This window comes from Bradyrhizobium sp. th-b2, from assembly GCF_000426785.1.
GTDB lineage: Bacteria > Pseudomonadota > Alphaproteobacteria > Rhizobiales > Xanthobacteraceae > Bradyrhizobium > Bradyrhizobium septentrionale.
This window is the reverse complement of the sequence record NZ_AUGA01000007.1, coordinates 108,860-128,341: the sequence shown is the minus strand read 5'-3', so window position 1 is coordinate 128,341 and position 19,482 is coordinate 108,860. Positions and strand designations below refer to the sequence as shown.

The window sequence follows — 19,482 nt, the reverse complement described above, 5'->3', positions numbered from 1 at the left end:
TGCGAGCGCAGCGAGCCTCGAAGGATGCCCGGCCGAGCTGCGGCGGCGGGGGCCGTCGATGCTTCGAGACGCGCGTTCCGCGCTCCTCAGCATGACGGGGATAAGTAAGCGGGCCGGCGCTGCGCCGTCACCCGTTCCAGCTTCTGCAAACACCGCGTCACGCGCACGGCAGCCGGCATCTCGGTGTCCGGAAAGCTGGTCTTCCAGTCGGTGACGCCGACTTCGCCGACATAGATGTCGCCGCGTGAATCCAGTGCGATGCCGTGCGGCGCCAGGAATTTTCCGGTCTCCACGCCCGGGCCGTGCTCGCCGCCGAGCCGGGCGATCCGGTTGCCCTTGTGGTCGACGATCGACAGCCGCGGGCCGAGATTGGGCACCTTGCGATTGACCGCCATGCCGGGGCCGAGCTCGCCGATCACGAATTTCGGCTGCGTGCCGCCGCCGCAGCAACACAGCGCGCAAGGCCGGTGCAGATTGTTCCACTGCGTCTCGTATTTGCCGTTGCCGTCGAACACCTGGACGCGGTGGTTCTCGCGATCGGCGACATAGACCCAGCCGTCGGCGTCGGTCGCGATGTTGTGCACGATGTTGAACTGGCCGGGATCGGTGCCGGGCTCGCCCCAGGTCTTGATGAGTTTTCCGTCAGGCGTGTATTTGTGGACGCAGGCATTGCCGTACCCGTCGGAGACATAGATATCGCCCTTCGGCGACAGCGCGGTATGGGTGCAGCGATGGAACGGCTCGCCGCTCATGAATGGCGCCGGCTTGTTCGGGATGCCGATCGTCAGCAGCACCTTGCCGTCGGTCGAGCACTTGCGCACGGTGTGGTCGCCGTCGTCGGTGCAATAGAGATGGTCGTCGGCGTCGATGTGCAGGCCGTGGGCGCGCGAGAACAGGCCTTCGCCCCAGCTCCTGATGAAATTCCCCTCGCGGTCGAGCACCACCATCGGGTGTTCGCCGCGGTTGAAGACATAGACGCGGTCCTTGCTGTCGACCGCGACGGAGGCGACATCCGTCAGGCTCCAGCCGTCGGGTAGCTTCGCGAAGTTCTCAACGACGCGGTAGCGATGCTCGCCGGTGCCGAGGATGGTTGGCATTTTTGTTCCTCTCTCTCTTCTCGTTATTCCGGGATGCGCGAAGCGCAGGCCCGGAATCCATTTCTCCGCAGAGATTGTGGCCCAATGGATTCCGGGTTCGCGCTGCGCGCGCCCCGGAATGACGGTGGATGGTTAGGTCAGCCTCGCCACCGGCCCGACATCGCGTGGCAACAGCCCTTCCTCGATCGCCTTGATCTGCAGCGCGAGGGTGCGCGAGTTGATGCGGCATTGCGCGAGGCTGCCGGCGATGAACCAGAGGCCCGGCTGTGGCGTGCGGGTGTACATGTTGCGCAGCTCCTGGCCGTCGCCAAAGCCCCAGATCGGGCCGACGCGCGCGGCCATGGCTTCGCCGAACAGTCTCTTCACCAGCTCTTCCTGCGGCCGGTAGCCAGTCGCGAGCACGATGAGGTCGGCCGCAACCGTCTCGCCGTTCTTCAGCCGCGCGCCTTCGCTCACGAAGGTCTCGATGTCGGAGAACTGCTTCAGAGCGACGGCGCCGCCCGCGACGAGATCGGAGCAGCCGACGTTGAAATAATAGCCGCCGCCGCGGGTCAGGTATTTGAACTGCCAGCCGGTGCCGCCCTCGCCGAAATCGAGCTTGAAGCCCTTGCGCGCGAGGCCGTCGAGCAGCGGCTTGTCGAGCTCCTTCGACTGCTCGGTTATCAGCACGTGGCTGCGCTTGGCGAGCGCCAACGGCATCGAGGTCGCGATCAGATCATTGTCCTCGAGCGAGCCTTCATTGTAGGCGGCATAGGCAAGCTGCGCGGACGGCTCGATATTGGTGACCAGCGTCGAGGAGCGCTGCACCAGCGTGACCTCGGCGCCGGAGGAGTGCAGGTCCTGCGCGATGTCGTGACCGCTGTTGCCGGTGCCGATCACGAGCGCCCGCTTGCCGGCCCAATGCTCGCCGTCCTCGTAGCCGCTGGAATGCAGCACCTTGCCGGCAAAGTTCTTCAAGCCCGGGATGTCGGGCACGCTGGGGATGCCGCTGACGCCGGTCGCCATCACGACATGGCGCGGCTGCATTTTCCTCATCGTGCCGTCGGCGCGGCGCAGCTCGATGGTCCAGCGTCCCTGTGCGTCGTCATAGCTGCCGCCGACAAACTCCGTGCCGGTCCAGAAGTTCAGCTCCATGGCGTCGACGTAGGATTCGAACCAGTTGGCGAGCTTGTCCTTCGGGATGTAGGTCGGCCAGTTCGGCGGGAACGGCATGTAGGGCAAATGATTGACCTGCACCTGGTTGTGCAGGGTGAGTGCGTGATAGCGCTTGCGCCAATTGTCGCCGACGCGCGCCTCGCGGTCGACGATCAGCGCGTCGATCCTGAGCTGTTGCAGCCGCGCGGCGATCGCAAGCCCGGCCTGGCCGCCGCCGACCACCAGCACGTCGGGGTCGTGGTCGGCATATTCGGCGGCTGCCTTGCGCAGGTCGAGCCAGTTGGGTCCGCGGAAGTCGCGGGAATAGGCTTGTCCGCGCGGCCGCGTATGACCTTGCTGCTCTTCAAAGCCCTTCAACTCCTCGAGCGCCGTCAGCAGCGTCCAGGCCTTCAACCGATCGACATCGGCCGCATCGGGGACCAGCCGCACGATGCCGTGGCCGCGGCCAACAGCGGTTTCGAACTTGAAGATCGCCTCGATCGCATCGGTGCCGGCGCGCTTCACCCGGCGTGGCGCGGCGCGCTCGGCGTCGATGCGGAAATTGCTCGGCGTGCTGCGGCGGGCATGCGCGGGCATCTCCTCGAGGATCGCGAAGGCGCGGTTGACGGTCTGGATGTTCCAGCTCAGCGCCAGCACGTCGCGCCAATAGCTGTCGGGATGGAACAGCGGCTTCAGCAGCACATCTTCGGGGCTCGCCAGCGCATCCTCGAACTGCACAAGCCAATTGTCGGCGGCGACCGAAATATCGTCCGTCTTGTCGAGCATTGAGCGTCTCTCGTCATCGGCCGTCTTGGTGACGGCGTTCCCATTGCCGCAAAGCCTATACCTATCCGAAGGCCTGCAGAAAGGGCGTGACGGGATATCGCCTATTCGGCCAGCGACAGGATCAAGCCTTGATCGGGCGGGACCCGGCCCTGCAGGGTGTCGAGATAGGCCTCGCGCACTGCGGCTGGTCCCCGCCGCTCGACGACCTCGAGCCAATCGGGCAAATGCGGCACGAGCTCGGTCCAGGCGGCGCCAAAACGCTGATCGATGCCGCCGGGCCCCCATTCCTTGGCGCGCTTGCGGATCTGGTCGGGCGCGAAGAACCAGACCGGCTTGGCGCCGGGAAGCGCAGGTTCGTCCGGCTCGTTGGCGCGATGCGTCAGCCCGACCCGGCCGGAATAGACCATCTGCGCGCCGAAGTGCCGGTGCAGCGTTTCGCGCAGCGCGCTGTTGCCGGCCATGTCGACATAGGCGACCGGCTCGGCCGGCGGGATCGCGCTGACCTGGTCATAGGTGACGACCTCGTCATAACAGCCGAGCGAGCTGACGAAATCGACATTGCCCTTGGAGGTCAGCCCGATCACCCGGATGCCCCTTCTGTGCAGCAGATGGGCGAGGCCGAACGCGGTCTTGCTCGAGGCCGACGACAGGATGACGCGGCGGGCGCCGTAGAATTCGTTCTCGGCCAGGAAGTCGTCGACCAGGAACGACAGCATGAACAAGGGCAGCAGCAGTGCACGGAAATCGCCCTGCCGGCCGGCATCGGTCGGATCGCCGGAGACCCGGGCATAGGCGTTATACACCGGCGAGACCTCCTGCCGGTGTGCGGCTCCATCGCGCAGGCCGCGCTTGCTGACGTCGGCGGCCTCGATGACAAGATGGGTCGCCATCGGGAAATAGCCGAACAGGGTTTCGCCGACCGTGACGTTCGGATGCTTCGAGGCAAGCACCTCGCCAAAGCCCCACACCGGGATGATGCCGTAGCCGTCAGGCGCCGGGAACAGCTGCCAGTATTTCAGCTGCTCGCCGATCACGGCGTAGGTGATGTTGTTGGCGGTGAAGGCGAAGCGGGTGACCTTGACCAGCAGCGCGTCGGCCGGCAGCGCCGCGGCGTCGGGGAGCTCCGTCTCGATCACCTTGCACTGCTGCAGGTCGTTGCGGATGACGATGAAGTCGGTGGAGTTCATGGCGATGATCCCGGCCTCGGATGAGCGCCGGCATCGTCGCGTCGATTGCCGGCCTTTTGCAACAGCAACAAAGTTTCAAACGCCGTTCGGCGTCGCCGTCATTTCGCTCAGCGAAGCTGTCCTTCGCGGTAGAGGTCGCGCAGCTTGCGCTTGAAGATCTTGCCGGTCGCCTCACGCGGCAGCGCGTCCATGAAGCGGATGTCTCTCGGCACCTTGAAATTGGCAAGCTTGCCGCGCAAGAAATCCTGGATCGCTGCAACCGAGAGTGCTGCGCCCGCTTCCGGCTCGACGCAGGCGAACAGCCGCTCGCCATATTCGTCGTCGGGAACCCCGAACACCGCGCAGTCGCGGACGCCTTCCATGCCGATCAGGGTGTTCTCGATCTCGGCGGGATAGATGTTGACGCCGCCCGAGATCACCATGTCGCGCTTGCGGTCGCACAGGAACAGATAGCCGTCCGCGTCGAGATAGCCGACGTCGCCGACGCTGACGAGGCCGTCGCGGTCGGCCTCGGCGCGGGCCTTGGCATTGCCGTGATAATCGAAATCCGACGCCGTCGTCTGGCGCATGAAGATCTCGCCGGGCTCGCCGACGTCGCATTGCGTGCCGTCGGGCCGGAATATCTTGACGATGCCGCCCTCGATGGCGCGGCCGACCGTGCCGGGCTTGGCGAGCGCTTCCGCCGCCGAGTGCCAGACCGGGATGCCGGTCTCGGTCGAACCGAGATATTCGTTGATCACCGGTCCCCACCATTCGATCATCGCGCGCTTGACGTCGACCGGGCAGGGCGCCGCGCCATGGACGATGAAGCGCAGCGACGACAGGTCGTAGCGGTGCCGCGTCTCTTCCGGCAGGCGCAGCAGCCGCACGAACATGGTCGGGACCATATGCATGTGCGTGACGCGGTGGCGCTCGATCAGTTGCAGCAGATCCTCGGGATCGAAGCGCGGCTCGAGCACGATCGCGCAGCCGTTGCGGAACGCGAGCATTCCATAGGAGTGCGGCGCCGAATGGTACATCGGGCCATTCATCAGGATCACCTGGCCCTCGTTCGGCTTGACGCCGTAAGTGATGGCGCCGACGCGCGCGGCCGCCGCCTGCTGCTCCGGCCGCATCGGCTTGCGCTTGACGCCCTTCGGCAGTCCGGTGGTGCCGGAGGTGTAGAACATCGGCGCCGCGCCGATCGGCGCGTCGGCGAGCAGTTGATGCGTCTCACGCCAAATATCCCAATCGGTCATGCCGTCGGGCACGCGCGTGGATGCAGGCGCCACGCCATAGGCCGCGGCGATCTCCGGTGGCGTCGTCACGACCAGGAGCTTGATCCCCGGCGGCAACCCGTCGCGGATCTGCGGCAGCAGATCGGCATGGCAGACCAGCGTGTCGGCGCCGCTGTCGGACAGGATGTAGGCGACCTCGTCGGCCTTCAGATGCCAGTTGATCGGCACCACCGGACTGCCGAGCGCGGCCGCGGCGGCGACCGCCTCGAACAGCGCGAAGTCATTGCGCAGCATCATGCCGACCGGCTTGCCGCCCTGCACGCCGAGCGCGCGGAAGCCGGTCGCCGCCCGCGCGATGCGGGCGTGAATCTCGCCATAGCTGATCTGTCGGTCGCCGCTGATGATCATGCCATTCTCTCCAGGCGGTCGTCGTCAGGCGCTGGCTCGCAGGAAGTCGCTGCGCGCCTCGGTGTACTCCGCCTTCAGCCGCGCCACCAGTTCGGCGACCGGCGGGGCGTCGACGATCTGGCCGATACCCTGGCCGGAGCCCCAGATGTCACGCCAGGCCTTGGCCTTCGTGTTGCCGCCGGAACCGAAGTTCATCGTGGATTTGTCGGCGACCGGCAGATTGGCCGGATCGAGGCCTGCGGCTGCGATCGACGGTCCGAGGTAGTTGCCGTGCACGCCGGTGAACAGGTTCGAATAGACGATGTCGTGGGCGGCATATTCGGTCAGCGCCTGCTTGTACCTGAGGTCGGCATTGGCTTCCTCGGTCGCGATGAAGCGGGTGCCGACATACGCGAGATCGGCGCCCAGCGCGAGCGCGGATGCGATGCTCCAGCCGTCGGAGATCGCACCCGACAGCAGGATCGTGCCCTTGAACCATTGCTTGACCTCGCGCACCAGCGCGAACGGCGACAGCGTGCCGGCATGGCCGCCGGCGCCGGCGCAGACCAGGATCAATCCGTCGACGCCCTGCTCGGCGGCCTTGCGGGCGTGCTTGACGTTGATGACGTCGTGGAACACCACGCCGCCAAAGGAATGCGCGGCCTCGACGATCTCGGACGGCGGGCGCAGCGAGGTGATGATCACAGGCACCTTGTGCTTCACGCAGGTTTCCATGTCGCGCATCAGTCGGTCGTTGGAGGCGTGGCAGATCTGGTTGACGGCGTAGGGCGCGACCTTCTTCTCCGGATGCAGCGCCTGGTACTCGCCGAGCTCGTTCTCGATCTGCGTCAGCCACTCGTCGAGCTTCTCAACCGGGCGGGCGTTCAGCGCCGGGAATGAGCCGACGATGCCGGCCTTGCACTGCGCGATCACTAGTTCCGGCCCCGAGACGATGAACAGTGGCGAGCCGACGACCGGCAGTTCAAGCTTGTTGGCGAGCGAAGCAGGCAACGGCATTCGGATCCTCCCTTGTCGCGAGGCCGGCCAGGGCCGGGGCGCGTTCATTGATGTTGATTTGAGCGCGTCGGGCCGGGCGGAGCCGCTGGCCTGCGCTTGCTGCTGTGCATTATAGAGCTGGACGGCATCGCCGGGCCGTTCAATATTGAACAGACAGCTCGTCAAGAGTGAACAGGACGGTCGCAGCATTGCCGTGGGGGAGCCGATGGACTGGGACCTTTGCAAGACCTTCGTCGCGGTTGCGGAAACCCGTAGCTTCGCGGCCGCAGCGCGCCGGCTGCGCTCCAGCCACCCGACGGTCGGTCGCAAGGTCACCGAGCTGGAGGATCAGCTCGGCGTTCGCCTCTTCGCGCGATCCAATGACGGTCTTTCGCTGACATCGCAGGGGCGCAAATTCCGCGAGCATGTCGAGGCCATGGCGGCGGCGGCCCTGCGCGCCGAAGCCGCGGTGTCGGCGACCGGCGCCCAGGCGCGCGGCGTGGTCAAGCTGTCGATCGGTGCGACGCTGGCCTCGCACTGGCTGATGCCGCGGCTCGGTCCGTTTCTCCGTGCCCACGCCCACATCCAGCTCGAAATCATCACCCATCCGTTTCCGGCCAGCGTGCGCCGCCGCGAGGCCGATGTCGTGCTGCGGCCGGTGGATAGCGGCGACGAGAATCTGATCGGCCGCAAGATCGGCCGTCTCGGCACCGGCTTCTTTGCCTCGCGCGACTACGCCGCGGGGCGGCGTCTGCCCGAACGGCGCGACGAGTGGAAAGGACACAGCATCATCGGCTTCGCCGATCGAGCCTCCAATGAGCGCCTGGCGCGCTGGAGCGATGCCATTACGCGGCAGGGATCGGTGGTGATGCGGTGCTCGTCGCAGGGCGACATGCTCGCCGCGGCGCGGGCCGGGCTCGGAATTTCCGCGCTGTCGTGCTTTGTCGCAGCCGACTATCCCGATCTGGTGCGCGTCGCACCGCAAAAGCTGTTCAGCGTGGCCGACATCTGGCTGCTTGCGCACCCTGATCTTGTCGAACTCCCCGCGGTGCGCGCGGTACTCGACTTCGTCACCGCTTCCGCGCGCGAGGACCGGGTGAGGTTGCGCGGATAGAAGGTAGGTGAGAGGTGGCTGCATTTCGGACCGCTTTGCCGTTCTCAGGCACGCGCCCGCCACAGCGTTGCCGCAAGCAGCAAGAAGGCGGCGCACGTCCACAGCGACTGCCAGTTCTCCGGACCTTCGTTGAGCCCGACATAGATCGCCGCCACGGCAAAAATGCCAGCAAATATCGATTCCGCGAGCGGACGGATTCCTTTCGCGGGAGGATTGAGCAGCGTGATCGCCGCAAAGGGCACAACCGCCATGGTGAGCGACGCAAAGGGAAAATCGATGAAGCGCGGGTCGAACACGAGGCCGATCGCGGCCGCGGTGCCGATCACGACGGTGACCATCAAGGCCAATCCGTGCAGGGTCACCAGCACCGATTCAGTATGGTGGCCCTTCGGACCCAACAATTCCAGGAAGCTCGGCGATGTGCGACCCGACATCAGGGCGTTGGCGCCAAGCACCGGCGAAGCCGTTGCCGCCGCCAGCAGTGAGCCCCACAGCAACCAGCCACCCGTTCCGTAACTTTCATAGACCATCTTCTGGGCGGCCACCCCGAACAGGATTCCGGCTGTCGTCGCCGATACGCCGACCGTAAGCCATGACGCGAGCCCGGGTTGTTCGGGCTTGCGGCGTGAGGTCAGCCATGCCGCGCCGAACACCAGGATCGCCAGCGCCATTCCGCCCAGCATTTGCAGCTTCCAGCGCGGGAAATTGCTGATCGGCACGCCCGCCGGATATTTCAGCGCGCGCTCTTCGGAATCGAACAGGCCCCAGGTTCCGCCGATCGTGCCTTCGATCTCCCGCTTCCATCCTTCATCATAGGCCTCGAACAGGTTGACGCGGAAATGCTCGCGCCGCGCGAGGTCCAGTACCTCCGCCACCACCCGCGCCTGATTGGTGCGCGACGGCAGCGCTGATTCGCGCATGCGCCCCTCGCTCGGCCAACCAAATTCTCCGATCAGGATCTCCTTGCCCGGAAAAACCGCCGCGATCTGCCGGCGAATCTCGTCAGCGTGGGCGGCGGCACGCTCCGCCGGAATTGGAATGTTCTCCCAATAGGGCAGGATATGAATCGTGACGAAATCGACCACGTCGGAAAGTTCGCGATTGCTCAGCCAGAATTCCCAGACGTCGGCATAGGTGACGGGGACGCTGACCTGCGCCTTGATCGAGCGGATCAGGGCGGCGAGGTCGGAAGCCGACATTTCCTTACGCAGCAGGACCTCGTTGCCGACCACCAGCGCGATGATGGTTTCCGGATATTCCCGTGCGAGGCGGATCGCCGTTTCGACCTGCGTTGCATTCTTCTTGCGGTCGCGGTCGAGGAAAATGCCCTGGATGACTTTCAGTCCCGCCTTGGCCGCGAGTTCGGGAATCTGATCGAGGCCGAGATCGTTCGCGTAGGTCCTGATGCAGTTGGATACTTTGGCAAGCTGGGCGAGATCTTCCGCGATCTGTTCCTTCGACACCTGCGTCGTCTGCGAAAGCGACGTCTGGTGGTTGCGGAACGGCGCGTATGAGATGCACTGCACCTTGTCGTTGGGATCGATCGGTGCCCGCACCAGGTTGACCGGTATGCCCAGCCACCACCACACCGCGGCGATGGCGGCCAGGGACAGCAGGAGAAGCGTCAGCGGAGTGCGGAGAGAAACCAGGTCGGTCCTCCTTGCAGGAAGGATGTGTTGGGCGTGCAAAATGCGCGAGGCCGTCAAATTGATAAAGTATTGGTCTACTGATGATATACCACGCGATCACACGGCAAGCGTTTTTTTGCGCCCTACTTTGCGCCGGCGATCACGCCTTCGCGATTCCTGAGCACGCGATAATACGCCCACCACAGATGGGCGGCGGCGCCGCGCAGCGGGCGCCACGGCTCCGCAAGCGGCGCCATCTGCTTCGGCGTCGGCCGTTCCTTCAGGCCGAGCCCGACCTTGACCGCTTCCTGCACGGCGAGGTCGCCGGCGGGCCACGCGTCGCCATGGCCGAGGCAGAACAGGAGATAGACGTCTGCGGTCCAGGGGCCGATCCCGGGCAATGCGGTCAGGGTGTTGTGCGCGGCATCGGCATCCTCGTTGGCGAGCACGTCGAGGTTCAGCCGCTCCTCGGCAAGCTCGCGGGCGATGTGCTTCAGGGTCTTGATCTTGGCCGCGGACAACCCGAGCCGGCCGAGGCGGTCGGCCCGCGCCTTGCGGATCGCATCATGGTGGAACGGGTCGAACGCCTTGCTGACCCGTCCCCAGATCGCCGCCGCGCTCGCGGTCGAAAGCTGCTGGCCGCAGATGATCGCGGCAAGCCCGGCAAAGCCCGGCTCGCGCTGCCGGATCGCCGGCATGCCGGTCAGTTCGAGGATCGGCCGCAGGCGGCGGTCCTGTGCGACCAGCTTGTGGATCGCGTCGTCGAGGTCGGCCTGGGTTTCGAGATGGATCAGCATTGCGGGATCTGCATCGACTTGTCGTGCGCGGGCTTGACCCGCGCATCCATCTCCTATCGTAACAGAGTCTTGTCCAGCCGCATGATCCGGGAAAGTGGAAGCCGGTTTTCCGGAAAGATCATGCCTAAACAAGGATTGCCGGGTCGAGCCCGGCAATGACCTACGACCAAACGCCATGCCACCAGTTTTCCGCTTTGCGCCGAGTCCGAACGGCTATCTCCATCTCGGCCACGCCTATTCGGCGCTGCTCAACTTTGACCTCGCGCGGCAGTCGGGTGGACGTTTCCTGCTGCGCATCGAGGACATCGATGCGACGCGCTGCCGTCCGGAGTTCGAGCAGGCGATCTACGAGGATCTCGGTTGGCTCGGCATCGGCTGGGAAACCCCGGTGCGGCGGCAGTCCCAGCATTTTTCAGCCTATCGCACGGCCGTCGACCGGCTGTCGGCGCAGGGGCTGATCTATCCCAGCTTCGAGAGCCGCGCCGACATCGCGCGCCTGGTCGCGGAGAGGGAGTCCGGTGGTGCATGGCCGCGCGATCCGGATGGCGCGCCGCTCTATCCGGGGGCGGCCAAATCGCTGTCGGCCGAGGACCGCGACCGGCTGGTTGGGCAGGGCGCGCCATTCGCGCTGCGGCTCGACATGGCGGCCGCGTGCGTGCGCGCCGGAAGCCTGCGCTGGCGGGAAGCGGGCGAGTGGCCGGCCGGCGAGCGCGGTGACGTCGCAGCGCGGCCGAAGGCCTGGGGCGATGTGATCCTGGCGCGCAAGGAAACCCCAACCAGCTACCATCTTTCCGTCGTGATCGATGACGCCCTGCAAGGCATCACCGATGTGGTCAGGGGCGTTGACCTGTTCTGGTCGACCAGCGTGCACCGGCTGTTGCAGGAACTGTTGGACCTGCCCGCGCCGGCCTACCGGCACCACCGGCTGATCCCGGACGCCGCCGGCCAGAAACTGTCGAAATCGACCCAGGCGACCGGGCTGCGCGAGCTGCGGGCGGCGGGGGCGAGCCCGGCCGACATCCGCCGCCTGGTCGGCCTGCCGTAGATCCCGACCGAATTTCGATCGCGAGTAAGCGGGTTACCATCGTGCCGCTTTGCTCAGGAAAGCCGCAAACGCCGCCGTGACTCCGGCACGCCTGGCATGCCATGTTGCGATCAGGGGCGGGGATCACGGAGACCATGGCGTCAAAATCGCGCGTACGGCGCAGTACGCGGCCATCCGGAAGGGTGCCGCCGAAGACGCGCGCCGCAAAAACGCGCTCCGCCAAGAGCACAGCCAAAACTGCCGCCAAGACCGCAACCAAGCCGCGCCGCAAGCGGGCCGCGCCGAAGCCGTCCGCGAATGCCGCTCCCAGCATGGTCGAGACCGCGCTCGCCGCCTTTGCCCATGAGGTGCGGACGCCGCTGACCGGAATCCTCGCGATCAGCAATCTGCTCGCGACATCGGATCTCGGTGAGCGCGAGCGGCGCTGGGTCGATACCATCAAGGCCGGCGCCGAGCATCTGGCGAGCCTTGCGACCCTGTTCGTGGATGCGGCCCGGAACGAGGGGCCGGGGCTCGAGATCCGGCAGGACTTTTTCGATCTGCGTGCGCTGGCGCGCCTTGCCGGGGATTCGCTGGCCGGCCGCGCGGCGGCCAAGGGGCTGCAGGCCTCGGTGGAGGTCTCCAGCAAGCTGCCGGCGTTTGCGGTCGGTGATCCCGTCCGACTGCGTGCGGCGCTGGAAAACCTGATCGACAACGCCGTCAAGTTCACCGAGCAGGGCAGCATCGAGCTGCATGTCGCGCCGGTGCGCGCCGCCAAAGGCAAGATCGGCGGCGGCAGGTTCGGCGTCGCTTTCGCGGTCTCCGACAGTGGCATCGGCCTGACGCTGGCAGAGGTCAAGCGCCTGTTCCGGCCGTTCTCGCAAGCCAACGTCTCGATCGCCTCGCGGTTCGGCGGCGCCGGGCTCGGCCTGTCCTCGGTCCGGCAGCTCGCGCGCGCCATGGGCGGTGACATAGTCGCGGCCCAGCGCGCGGGCGGCGGCACCATCTTCACGCTCAACGTGGTGCTGGCGCGCGCCGAAGGGCCGGTCGGCGCGGCGCCGGGCCAAAGCGGGGCGGCGCTGCTGTCGCAAGGGCTGCGGCTGCTCAGCGTCGAGGACAATCCGTTCGGTCGCGTCGTGCTCAACACGATCCTGACCGAGCTCGGTCACCACGCCGAATTCGTTGGCCAAGGCGAAGCCGCGCCTGATCGGCTTGGGCAGGGCGCCTTCGACGCCGTGCTGATGGATATGGTGCTGCCGGGCATCAACGGCGTCGAGGCAATCAAGCGCATCCGCGCGCTGCCGCCGCCGCACGGCCGTATCGTGATTGTCGGGATTTCCGGCCGTGCCGAGGACGAGGCCGCGGCGCGCGCTGCCGGCGCCGACGCCTTCCTGGTCAAGCCTGTTTCTCCGCGGGCGCTAGCGACTGCGCTGCTTGAAGCGACACGCCGTGCGGCAACCGCGACTTAATGATTGCCGCGTTCAGCTCGCCGCCGAACACGAAGATCGCGGCGATGAAATACAGGAACACCAGCGCGATGATCACCGAGGCGAGCCCCGCATACATCGTGACATAGTTGTTGGCGAAGCGCGCCAGGTACATGCCGAAGCCGATGCCGGAGACCAGCGACGCCACCACGGTGAAGATGATGCCGGGCAGGATCTGCGTGAAGCCGCGGCGCCCCGCCGGCAGCCAGGCATGCAGGATGAACAGCGCCACGACCAGCGCCAGCACCGTGATGCCGTAACGCACGGTGTTGAGCAGGCTCTCGTTCGATTCGACGAAGAACGGAATATGGCGCCGCGCCGCCTCGATGATCAGCGGGCCGAGCACGATCAGGAATGCCATCGCGAGCGAGGTGAACGCCGCGACCAGGGTGTAGCCGATCGATTCCAGCCGCAGCCAGTACCAGCGCCGCGGTTCGATCACGGCATAGGCGCGGTTCAGCGCCACCCGCAGCGCCTCGACGCCGTTGGAGGCGAAGTAGACCGCGAGCACCGCGCCGATGGTCAGGATGTCGCCCCGGGTGTTGGTCAGAACGTCGTGGATTTGGTCGGACAGCGCCTCGGCGACCTGCTCCGGCCAGACCTGGAGCAACAGCCCGACCGCCTGGTCGGCAAGCTCCTTGGAGCCGAAGAAGCCGGCCAGCGACGTCAGCACGATCAGGAACGGAAAAAGTGCCATCAGGGTCGACAGCGCGATGTGGCTCGCGATCGCCCAGCCGTCATCGGCGAGGAACGTGTAAAAGGCATCCATCACGACATGGGTGACGTAACGAAGCTGCTTCACATTCCACCCGGCATTGTCGACGACGGCTCGGTCCGAAAACCGGTCCAGCATCCAATATTACGCATTGAAAAGCCAGTTGGTTGCATGGCCCAGCTGTGTGGAAGTCCGATCCATGCGGTGTTATGTACCGCAGATGACATCCGTCCTCAGCATGATCGTTCTTCCTATCGCCGTCGGCGCCGTGGCCCTGGTGCTGCTGCTCGGCCTTGTCAACATGATGAGGGGCGGCTCGCCGAACACGTCGCAGAAGCTGATGCGGCTGCGCGTGCTGTTCCAGTTCGTCGCCATCGTGATCGCGATGGTCGTGGTCTGGGCGATGGGGCGGTAGATGCGCTAACCTTCACCTCTCCCATTGGGAGAGGTCGGATCGCCATCGGCGATCCGGGTGAGGGATTCAGGTCCGTCGTTAGACCGCATCCCCTCACCCGCTCGCAAGATGCTCGCGACCTCTCCCTGTGGGAGAGGTGACAACACCGGAGCCAACCATGGTCGTTCTCAATCGGATCTACACGCGCACCGGCGATGACGGCACCACCGCGCTCGGCTCCGGCGAGCGGCGGCCGAAATACGATCTGCGCGTTGCTGCCTACGGCACGGTCGACGAGACCAATGCGGCGATCGGCGTGGTGCGGCTGCATCTGGCCGATAGCCCCGATGTCGATGCGATGCTCGGCCGGATCCAGAACGATCTGTTCGATCTCGGCGCCGACCTTGCGGTGCCCGAGCGCGAGGGCAAGACTGAGCGTCTGCGGATGCTGGCGAGCCAGGTCGAGCGGCTCGAGCGCGATATCGACAGCCTGAACGACCAGCTCGCGCCGCTGACTTCGTTCGTGCTGCCCGGCGGGACACCCGCTTCTGCATATCTGCATCTGGCCCGGACGATATGTCGCCGCGCGGAACGCATGATGGTGGAACTCGCTGCCCGGCCCGACGAGCCGGTCAATGAAGCTGGCATCCAGTATATGAACCGGCTGTCGGATTTCCTGTTCGTTGCCAGCCGCTTCCAGAACAACAAGGGAGCCGGAGACGTGTTGTGGGTGCCGGGTCAGAACCGCTAAACTGGTTCAAAACCGGGGACGGTTTTTTGGCTTTGCCGCGTTGACCGGGGGGTACGGGACCTTTAGGTTCCGCGCCAGCCAACCGAAACCCATACAATCAAAGCGAAAGAGGATCGATGAAGGTTCTTGTGCCGGTAAAGCGGGTCGTCGACTACAACGTCAAGGTCCGCGTCAAGAGTGACGGATCGGGCGTGGAGCTCGCCAACGTCAAGATGTCGATGAACCCGTTCGACGAAATCGCCGTCGAGGAAGCGCTGCGGCTGAAGGAAGCCGGCAAGGCGACCGAAGTGGTGGTGGTCTCGATCGGACCGGCGCAGGCTTCCGAGACCATTCGCACCGGGCTTGCGATGGGTGCCGACCGCGGCATCCTGGTCAAGGCCGAAGGCAATGTCGAACCGCTCGCGGTGGCCAAGATCCTGAAGGCGGTGGTCGAGGCGGAGCAGCCCGGCCTGGTCATCCTCGGCAAGCAGGCGATCGACGACGACTCGAACCAGACCGGCCAGATGCTGGCCGCGCTGCTCGGCTGGTCGCAGGCGACCTTCGCCTCCAAGCTCGAGGTCGAAGGCTCTGACTTCAAGGTCACGCGCGAAGTCGACGGCGGCCTGCAGACCATCAGGCTCAAGGGCCCGGCGATCGTCACCACTGACCTCCGCCTCAACGAGCCGCGCTATGCGTCGCTGCCCAACATCATGAAGGCGAAGAAGAAGCCGATCGACGACAAGAGCGCTTCGGATTACGGCGTCGATCTCACGCCGCATCTCGAAGTGCTGAAGACCGCGGAACCGGCGGGCCGCAAGGCGGGCGTCAAGGTCAAGGACGTCGCCGAACTCGTGAACAAGCTCAAGACCGAAGCCGGGGTTCTCTGATGACGACGCTGTTGATTGCTGAACACGACCACGAGACCCTGAAGGACTCGACCAACAAGGCGCTGACCGCGGCGAGCCAGCTCGGCGGCGACGTCCATGTGCTGGTTGCCGGTGGCGGCCAGGGCACCAAGGCGGCGGCGGAAGCAGCAAGCAAGCTCGCCGGCGTCGCGAAGGTGCTGGTGGCCGAAGGCCCGGCCTATGAGCACGACCTCGCCGAGCCGCTGGCCGCGCTGATCGTCGCGCTGGCGCCGAACTATGACGCCTTCGTCGCCCCCGCGACCTCGCGCTTCAAGAACGTGATGCCGCGCGTCGCAGCGCTGCTCGACGTCATGCAGGTCTCGGAGATCATCAAGGTCGTCGCGCCCGACACCTTCGAGCGTCCGATCTATGCCGGCAACGCGATCCAGACCGTGAAGTCGAAGGACGCCAAGAAGGTGATCACAGTCCGTACCTCGACCTTCGCCGCAGCCGGTGAAGGCGGCAGCGCGGCGATCGAGAATGCCGCATCGGCGGCCGATCCCGGCCTGTCCACGTTCGTCGGCGAGGAAGTCGCCAAGAGCGACCGTCCGGAACTGACCTCGGCCAAGATCATCGTCTCGGGTGGCCGCGCCATGCAGAGCCGCGAGAACTTCGCCAAGTACATCGAGCCGCTCGCCGACAAGCTCGGCGCCGGCGTCGGCGCCTCGCGCGCCGCGGTCGATGCCGGCTATGCGCCGAACGATTGGCAGGTCGGCCAGACCGGCAAGGTGGTGGCCCCGGAACTCTATGTCGCGGTCGGCATCTCCGGCGCGATCCAGCATCTGGCCGGCATGAAGGACTCCAAGGTGATCGTCGCCATCAACAAGGATGAGGACGCACCGATCTTCCAGGTGGCCGATTACGGCCTGGTCGCCGACCTCTACCAGGCGGTTCCAGAACTGACCGAAGCACTCGGCAAGCTCGGAAAGTAAGCGACAAGACACCGGCCGGGTGAGTAATCTCCGGCCGGTGTTATTATTCTTGGGGCAACGATCCGGAAACGGTTTTCCGAAAGGATCGAGCTCGATAGGGGAAAATGGGATCGGGGTGTGATTATCTTTAATCACATCATGGTCCCGGGAAACGTTTTCCGGCGGATTGGGCAACCCGGAAGGCTTCGCTTCGGGTATCGTTGGAATTGGGCAGGCGCGACATGCGCGCCGTTCCGGTGGATGACAAGATGACGGTGGCAATCAAAAAGGTCGGCGTGATCGGTTCGGGCCAGATGGGCAACGGCATCGCCCATGTGGCGGCGCTGGCCGGCTTCGACGTGGTGCTCAATGACGTGTCCGGCGACCGGCTGAAGTCGGCGCTGGCGACCATCAACGGCAATCTGACCCGCCAGGTCGCCAAGAAACACATCAGCGAGAGCGAGCGCAAGCAGGCGCTCGACCGCATCACCTCCTCCGAGACGATCGATGCGCTCGCCGACTGCGATCTCGTGATCGAGACCGCGATCGAGAAGGAAGAGACCAAGCGCAAGATCTTCCACGACCTCTGCGCGGTGCTGAAGCCGGAAGCGATCGTCGCGACCAACTCGTCGTCGATCTCGATCACAAGGCTCGCCGCCTCGACCGACCGCCCGGAGAAATTCATCGGCATTCATTTCATGAATCCGGTGCCGGCGATGGAGCTGGTCGAGCTGATCCGCGGGATCGCCACCGACGACGTGACCTTCGACACCTCCAAGGCCTTTGTCGCCAAGCTCGGCAAGCAGGTCGCGGTGTCGGAGGATTTCCCCGCCTTCATCGTCAACCGCATCCTGCTGCCGATGATCAATGAGGCGATCTACACGCTGTATGAGGGCGTCGGCAACGTCGAGGCGATCGACGCCGCGATGAAGCTCGGCGCGCACCATCCGATGGGCCCGCTCGAGCTCGCCGATTTCATCGGCCTCGATACCTGCCTGTCGATCATGCAGGTGCTGCACGAGGGGCTCGCCGATTCCAAGTACCGGCCGTGTCCGCTGCTGGTGAAGTACGTCGAGGCCGGCTGGCTCGGACGCAAGAGCCAGCGCGGCTTCTACGATTATCGCGGCGACAAGCCGGTCCCGACACGATAATTTACGCGCGCTCGTCTCAGATCAGTGCCCGCAACAGCGCAAGCGCCGCGGGCACGAGGCCGACAACCATCGTCACACCCGTTCCAAGTCCGAGCAGATGCGCTGTTAGCGCGAGGCGCTGGCTTTTCTCCTGCGTTGTCATTGCAGTGCCTCGCAGGCGCGCTTCAGCCGCCGTCCGGCCTCTTCGATGGTCGATGACGGGTTGGCGAAGCTGAGGCGGATAGAAGGCGACAGCCCAAAATCCTCGCCGGGAAACACCACCAGATCGGCTTGTTCGAGCAGGTAGCTGGAGAAATCGCGGTCAGTCTCGAGCAGCTTGCCGTCGGCAGCACGCTTGCCGATCACGCCGGCGCAACTGACCAGCAGATAGAACGTGGCTTCCGGCGGCGTGCAGGAGAGCCCGCGGCATCCGTTCACGAGTTCAGCAAAGCGGTCACGCCTTGCGCGAAGGATGACGGCGCGCTCGGCCAGCACATCCTGCGCGCCGTCGAGGGCGGCCACCGCGGCGGCCTGGCTGATCGACGACGCACCGGACGTGGTCTGCGACTGGATCGTGATCATCTCGCGGATCAGCGCCGAGGGGCCTGCGGCGTAGCCGATGCGCCATCCCATCATGGCGTAGCTCTTGGCGAGACCGCTGACGGTCAGCGTCCGCACCTTCAGGCGCGGCTCGATTTCCGCAAGCGTCGGCGCGGGAGCGCCGTTGAACACGATGTGCTCGTAGAGCCCGTCGGCAAGCACCCAGACGTCCGGATGGCGCAACAGGATCGCGGCGATCTCAGCCAGATCCTCCGGAGAATACAGCGCGCCGGAGGGATTGACCGGATTGTTGACGACGACCCAGCGGGTTCGCGGCGATATCGCCGCCTGCAAATCCTCCGCACGCAGCCTGAAGCCGTTGTTCTGCGCGCAGGGCACGATCACCGGCGTGCCGCCCGCCAGCCGGACCTGATCGAGATACGGCGCCCAGTACGGCGCGGGGACGATCACCTCGTCTTCAGGCGCCAGCGTCGCCAGCAGCGCGTTGAACAGCGCCTGGGTCGAGCCATTGGTGATGACGATCTCGTTCAGTTCGTAATCGAGATGGTGGTCGCGCAGCAGCGCGGCCTGCACCGCGCGCTTGAGCTCCGGCGTGCCGTCGACATCGGTGTAGCGGGTCTCGCCGCGCCGTGCCGCTTCATGCGCCGCCGCGATCACATGATCCGGCGTCGGGAAGTCGAGATTGCCCGACGACAGCTCGATGATCTCACGCCCGGCGGCGCGCAATTCGCGGGCGCGGCGGCGCAGCACCGATGCGGGCGATGCCTTGATGCCGCTCATGCGCGGCGAGAGGATGGGTGTCGCGGTCATCGGACGTACTGCGCCTCACCGTTGCCGAACGACCAGTTTTCGGGAAGCACCTCGACAAGGTTGATGAAGATGTCCTCGGCGCGCAGGCCGGGACTTTCGCTCAGCAGTTCGGCGATGCGTCGATAGAGCTTCTGCTTCTGCGCAACCGGGCGGGTGTTGCTGACCGTGACCTGAATGATGACCAGATCGTCGCTGCGCCTGATCCCGAGATAGTCCGCGCCATAGGCGAAATCGTCGTCGTCGTGCTCGGAGATCGTCATGAAGCGATCGCCTTCCGGCACATCGAAGGTCTCGCGCATGGCGCGATAAAGGCTTTCGAGAATGGCCTTGCGGTAGGCGGCGGGCTTGCCCCGTCGCAGGGAGACGCGGGTCAGCGGCATGATGAAGGCTCTCCTGGAGGTGATCGTTGCGTGCAGCCGATCCTAGGGGCTTCTTGATCATTGAAAAATGGTATGATATCGCATTTCAATGA

19 protein-coding genes are annotated in these 19,482 nt (G+C 65.4%); 8 read left to right on the top strand and 11 right to left on the bottom strand.

Features of this window, described 5'->3' with window-relative positions; translation table 11 throughout:
• Positions 1-86 precede the first annotated feature (86 nt).
• The 5 genes from K359_RS51820 to K359_RS0113075 all read right to left on the bottom strand — a co-directional run bounded on the left by K359_RS51820 (position 87) and on the right by K359_RS0113075 (position 6,825).
• Positions 87-1,097, bottom strand: coding sequence for a peptidyl-alpha-hydroxyglycine alpha-amidating lyase family protein (locus K359_RS51820; RefSeq protein WP_051346109.1), 1,011 nt, complete (start codon positions 1,095-1,097; stop codon positions 87-89).
• A 132-nt stretch (positions 1,098-1,229) separates the two neighbouring features.
• Positions 1,230-3,017 (bottom strand): NAD(P)/FAD-dependent oxidoreductase, encoded by a 1,788-nt coding sequence (locus K359_RS0113090; protein WP_029079757.1) that lies wholly within the window; start codon positions 3,015-3,017, stop codon positions 1,230-1,232.
• Positions 3,018-3,118: 101 nt separating this feature from the next.
• The gene (locus tag K359_RS0113085) at positions 3,119-4,204 is read right to left on the bottom strand and encodes a DUF2855 family protein (protein WP_029079756.1); all 1,086 of its coding nucleotides are present in this window, start codon (positions 4,202-4,204) and stop codon (positions 3,119-3,121) included.
• Positions 4,205-4,311: 107 nt separating this feature from the next.
• Positions 4,312-5,829 carry an acyl-CoA synthetase gene (locus K359_RS0113080; protein ID WP_029079755.1) on the bottom strand — a complete coding sequence of 506 codons (1,518 nt, stop codon included), beginning with the start codon at positions 5,827-5,829 and terminating at the stop codon, positions 4,312-4,314.
• 24 nt (positions 5,830-5,853) lie between these two features.
• Complete coding sequence (locus K359_RS0113075) at positions 5,854-6,825, bottom strand: nitronate monooxygenase family protein (RefSeq protein WP_029079754.1); 972 nt, start codon at positions 6,823-6,825, stop codon at positions 5,854-5,856.
• 205 nt (positions 6,826-7,030) lie between these two features.
• On the opposite strand from K359_RS0113075, the gene K359_RS0113070 reads away from it, so the two are divergent.
• Positions 7,031-7,918 (top strand): LysR family transcriptional regulator, encoded by an 888-nt coding sequence (locus K359_RS0113070; protein ID WP_029079753.1) that lies wholly within the window; start codon positions 7,031-7,033, stop codon positions 7,916-7,918.
• Between the two features lie 44 nt (positions 7,919-7,962).
• Here the strand turns inward: K359_RS0113070 and K359_RS0113065 are convergent, their stop codons facing one another.
• Both K359_RS0113065 and K359_RS0113060 read right to left on the bottom strand, forming a co-directional pair.
• On the bottom strand, positions 7,963-9,525 hold the full coding sequence (locus K359_RS0113065) for a glycosyl hydrolase family 17 protein (RefSeq protein ID WP_035976540.1): 1,563 nt from the start codon (positions 9,523-9,525) through the stop codon (positions 7,963-7,965).
• 164 nt (positions 9,526-9,689) lie between these two features.
• The gene (locus K359_RS0113060) at positions 9,690-10,343 is read right to left on the bottom strand and encodes a DNA-3-methyladenine glycosylase (RefSeq protein ID WP_029079751.1); all 654 of its coding nucleotides are present in this window, start codon (positions 10,341-10,343) and stop codon (positions 9,690-9,692) included.
• A 175-nt stretch (positions 10,344-10,518) separates the two neighbouring features.
• Here K359_RS0113060 and gluQRS point away from each other — a divergent pair, with 175 nt between their 5' ends.
• Together gluQRS and K359_RS0113050 are read left to right on the top strand one after the other, a co-directional pair.
• On the top strand, positions 10,519-11,388 hold the full coding sequence (gene gluQRS, locus K359_RS0113055) for a tRNA glutamyl-Q(34) synthetase GluQRS (protein ID WP_029079750.1): 870 nt from the start codon (positions 10,519-10,521) through the stop codon (positions 11,386-11,388).
• A gap of 134 nt (positions 11,389-11,522) precedes the next feature.
• On the top strand, positions 11,523-12,836 hold the full coding sequence (locus K359_RS0113050; RefSeq protein WP_029079749.1) for an ATP-binding protein: 1,314 nt from the start codon (positions 11,523-11,525) through the stop codon (positions 12,834-12,836).
• Here K359_RS0113050 and K359_RS0113045 read toward each other — a convergent pair.
• Positions 12,763-13,623 carry a YihY/virulence factor BrkB family protein gene (locus tag K359_RS0113045; RefSeq protein WP_371261153.1) on the bottom strand — a complete coding sequence of 287 codons (861 nt, stop codon included), beginning with the start codon at positions 13,621-13,623 and terminating at the stop codon, positions 12,763-12,765. The genes K359_RS0113050 and K359_RS0113045 overlap by 74 nt on opposite strands.
• A 166-nt stretch (positions 13,624-13,789) precedes the next feature.
• Between K359_RS0113045 and K359_RS0113040 the strand changes: the two genes are divergently transcribed.
• The 5 genes from K359_RS0113040 to K359_RS0113020 all read left to right on the top strand — a co-directional run bounded on the left by K359_RS0113040 (position 13,790) and on the right by K359_RS0113020 (position 17,660).
• On the top strand, positions 13,790-13,984 hold the full coding sequence (locus tag K359_RS0113040; RefSeq protein WP_029079747.1) for a twin transmembrane helix small protein: 195 nt from the start codon (positions 13,790-13,792) through the stop codon (positions 13,982-13,984).
• Between the two features lie 157 nt (positions 13,985-14,141).
• Complete coding sequence (locus K359_RS0113035; RefSeq protein WP_029079746.1) at positions 14,142-14,714, top strand: cob(I)yrinic acid a,c-diamide adenosyltransferase; 573 nt, start codon at positions 14,142-14,144, stop codon at positions 14,712-14,714.
• 116 nt (positions 14,715-14,830) lie between these two features.
• On the top strand, positions 14,831-15,580 hold the full coding sequence (locus K359_RS0113030; protein ID WP_029079745.1) for an electron transfer flavoprotein subunit beta/FixA family protein: 750 nt from the start codon (positions 14,831-14,833) through the stop codon (positions 15,578-15,580).
• On the top strand, positions 15,580-16,530 hold the full coding sequence (locus tag K359_RS0113025) for an electron transfer flavoprotein subunit alpha/FixB family protein (protein WP_029079744.1): 951 nt from the start codon (positions 15,580-15,582) through the stop codon (positions 16,528-16,530). Before K359_RS0113030 ends, K359_RS0113025 begins: the two co-directional genes overlap by 1 nt.
• A 248-nt stretch (positions 16,531-16,778) precedes the next feature.
• Positions 16,779-17,660 (top strand): 3-hydroxybutyryl-CoA dehydrogenase, encoded by an 882-nt coding sequence (locus K359_RS0113020; RefSeq protein ID WP_029079743.1) that lies wholly within the window; start codon positions 16,779-16,781, stop codon positions 17,658-17,660.
• 16 nt (positions 17,661-17,676) lie between these two features.
• Here the strand turns inward: K359_RS0113020 and K359_RS65775 are convergent, their stop codons facing one another.
• The 3 genes from K359_RS65775 to K359_RS0113010 are packed head-to-tail and all read right to left on the bottom strand — an operon-like array spanning position 17,677 to position 19,390.
• Positions 17,677-17,802, bottom strand: coding sequence for a hypothetical protein (locus K359_RS65775; protein WP_256375148.1), 126 nt, complete (start codon positions 17,800-17,802; stop codon positions 17,677-17,679).
• Positions 17,799-19,010, bottom strand: coding sequence for a pyridoxal phosphate-dependent aminotransferase (locus K359_RS0113015; RefSeq protein ID WP_035976518.1), 1,212 nt, complete (start codon positions 19,008-19,010; stop codon positions 17,799-17,801). Before K359_RS0113015 ends, K359_RS65775 begins: the two co-directional genes overlap by 4 nt.
• Positions 19,007-19,390, bottom strand: coding sequence for a tautomerase family protein (locus tag K359_RS0113010; protein WP_029079741.1), 384 nt, complete (start codon positions 19,388-19,390; stop codon positions 19,007-19,009). Before K359_RS0113010 ends, K359_RS0113015 begins: the two co-directional genes overlap by 4 nt.
• Between the last annotated feature and the right edge of the window lie 92 nt (positions 19,391-19,482).

Excerpts from the sequence above, each read along its gene's own strand:
- K359_RS0113090 (WP_029079757.1), bottom strand. The coding sequence starts at position 3,017 with ATGCTCGACAAGACGGACGATATTTCGGTCGCCGCCGACAATTGGCTT.
- gluQRS (WP_029079750.1), top strand. The coding sequence starts at position 10,519 with ATGCCACCAGTTTTCCGCTTTGCGCCGAGTCCGAACGGCTATCTCCAT.
- K359_RS0113010 (WP_029079741.1), bottom strand. The coding sequence starts at position 19,390 with ATGCCGCTGACCCGCGTCTCCCTGCGACGGGGCAAGCCCGCCGCCTAC.
- K359_RS0113015 (WP_035976518.1), bottom strand. The coding sequence starts at position 19,010 with ATGACCGCGACACCCATCCTCTCGCCGCGCATGAGCGGCATCAAGGCA.
- K359_RS65775 (WP_256375148.1), bottom strand. The coding sequence starts at position 17,802 with ATGACAACGCAGGAGAAAAGCCAGCGCCTCGCGCTAACAGCGCATCTG.
- K359_RS0113080 (WP_029079755.1), bottom strand. The coding sequence starts at position 5,829 with ATGATCATCAGCGGCGACCGACAGATCAGCTATGGCGAGATTCACGCC.
- K359_RS0113060 (WP_029079751.1), bottom strand. The coding sequence starts at position 10,343 with ATGCTGATCCATCTCGAAACCCAGGCCGACCTCGACGACGCGATCCAC.
- K359_RS0113025 (WP_029079744.1), top strand. The coding sequence starts at position 15,580 with ATGACGACGCTGTTGATTGCTGAACACGACCACGAGACCCTGAAGGAC.
- K359_RS0113035 (WP_029079746.1), top strand. The coding sequence starts at position 14,142 with ATGGTCGTTCTCAATCGGATCTACACGCGCACCGGCGATGACGGCACC.
- K359_RS0113050 (WP_029079749.1), top strand. The coding sequence starts at position 11,523 with ATGGCGTCAAAATCGCGCGTACGGCGCAGTACGCGGCCATCCGGAAGG.
- K359_RS0113085 (WP_029079756.1), bottom strand. The coding sequence starts at position 4,204 with ATGAACTCCACCGACTTCATCGTCATCCGCAACGACCTGCAGCAGTGC.
- K359_RS0113020 (WP_029079743.1), top strand. The coding sequence starts at position 16,779 with ATGACGGTGGCAATCAAAAAGGTCGGCGTGATCGGTTCGGGCCAGATG.
- K359_RS0113075 (WP_029079754.1), bottom strand. The coding sequence starts at position 6,825 with ATGCCGTTGCCTGCTTCGCTCGCCAACAAGCTTGAACTGCCGGTCGTC.
- K359_RS0113030 (WP_029079745.1), top strand. The coding sequence starts at position 14,831 with ATGAAGGTTCTTGTGCCGGTAAAGCGGGTCGTCGACTACAACGTCAAG.
- K359_RS0113070 (WP_029079753.1), top strand. The coding sequence starts at position 7,031 with ATGGACTGGGACCTTTGCAAGACCTTCGTCGCGGTTGCGGAAACCCGT.
- K359_RS51820 (WP_051346109.1), bottom strand. The coding sequence starts at position 1,097 with ATGCCAACCATCCTCGGCACCGGCGAGCATCGCTACCGCGTCGTTGAG.
- K359_RS0113040 (WP_029079747.1), top strand. The coding sequence starts at position 13,790 with ATGACATCCGTCCTCAGCATGATCGTTCTTCCTATCGCCGTCGGCGCC.
- K359_RS0113045 (WP_371261153.1), bottom strand. The coding sequence starts at position 13,623 with ATGGATGCCTTTTACACGTTCCTCGCCGATGACGGCTGGGCGATCGCG.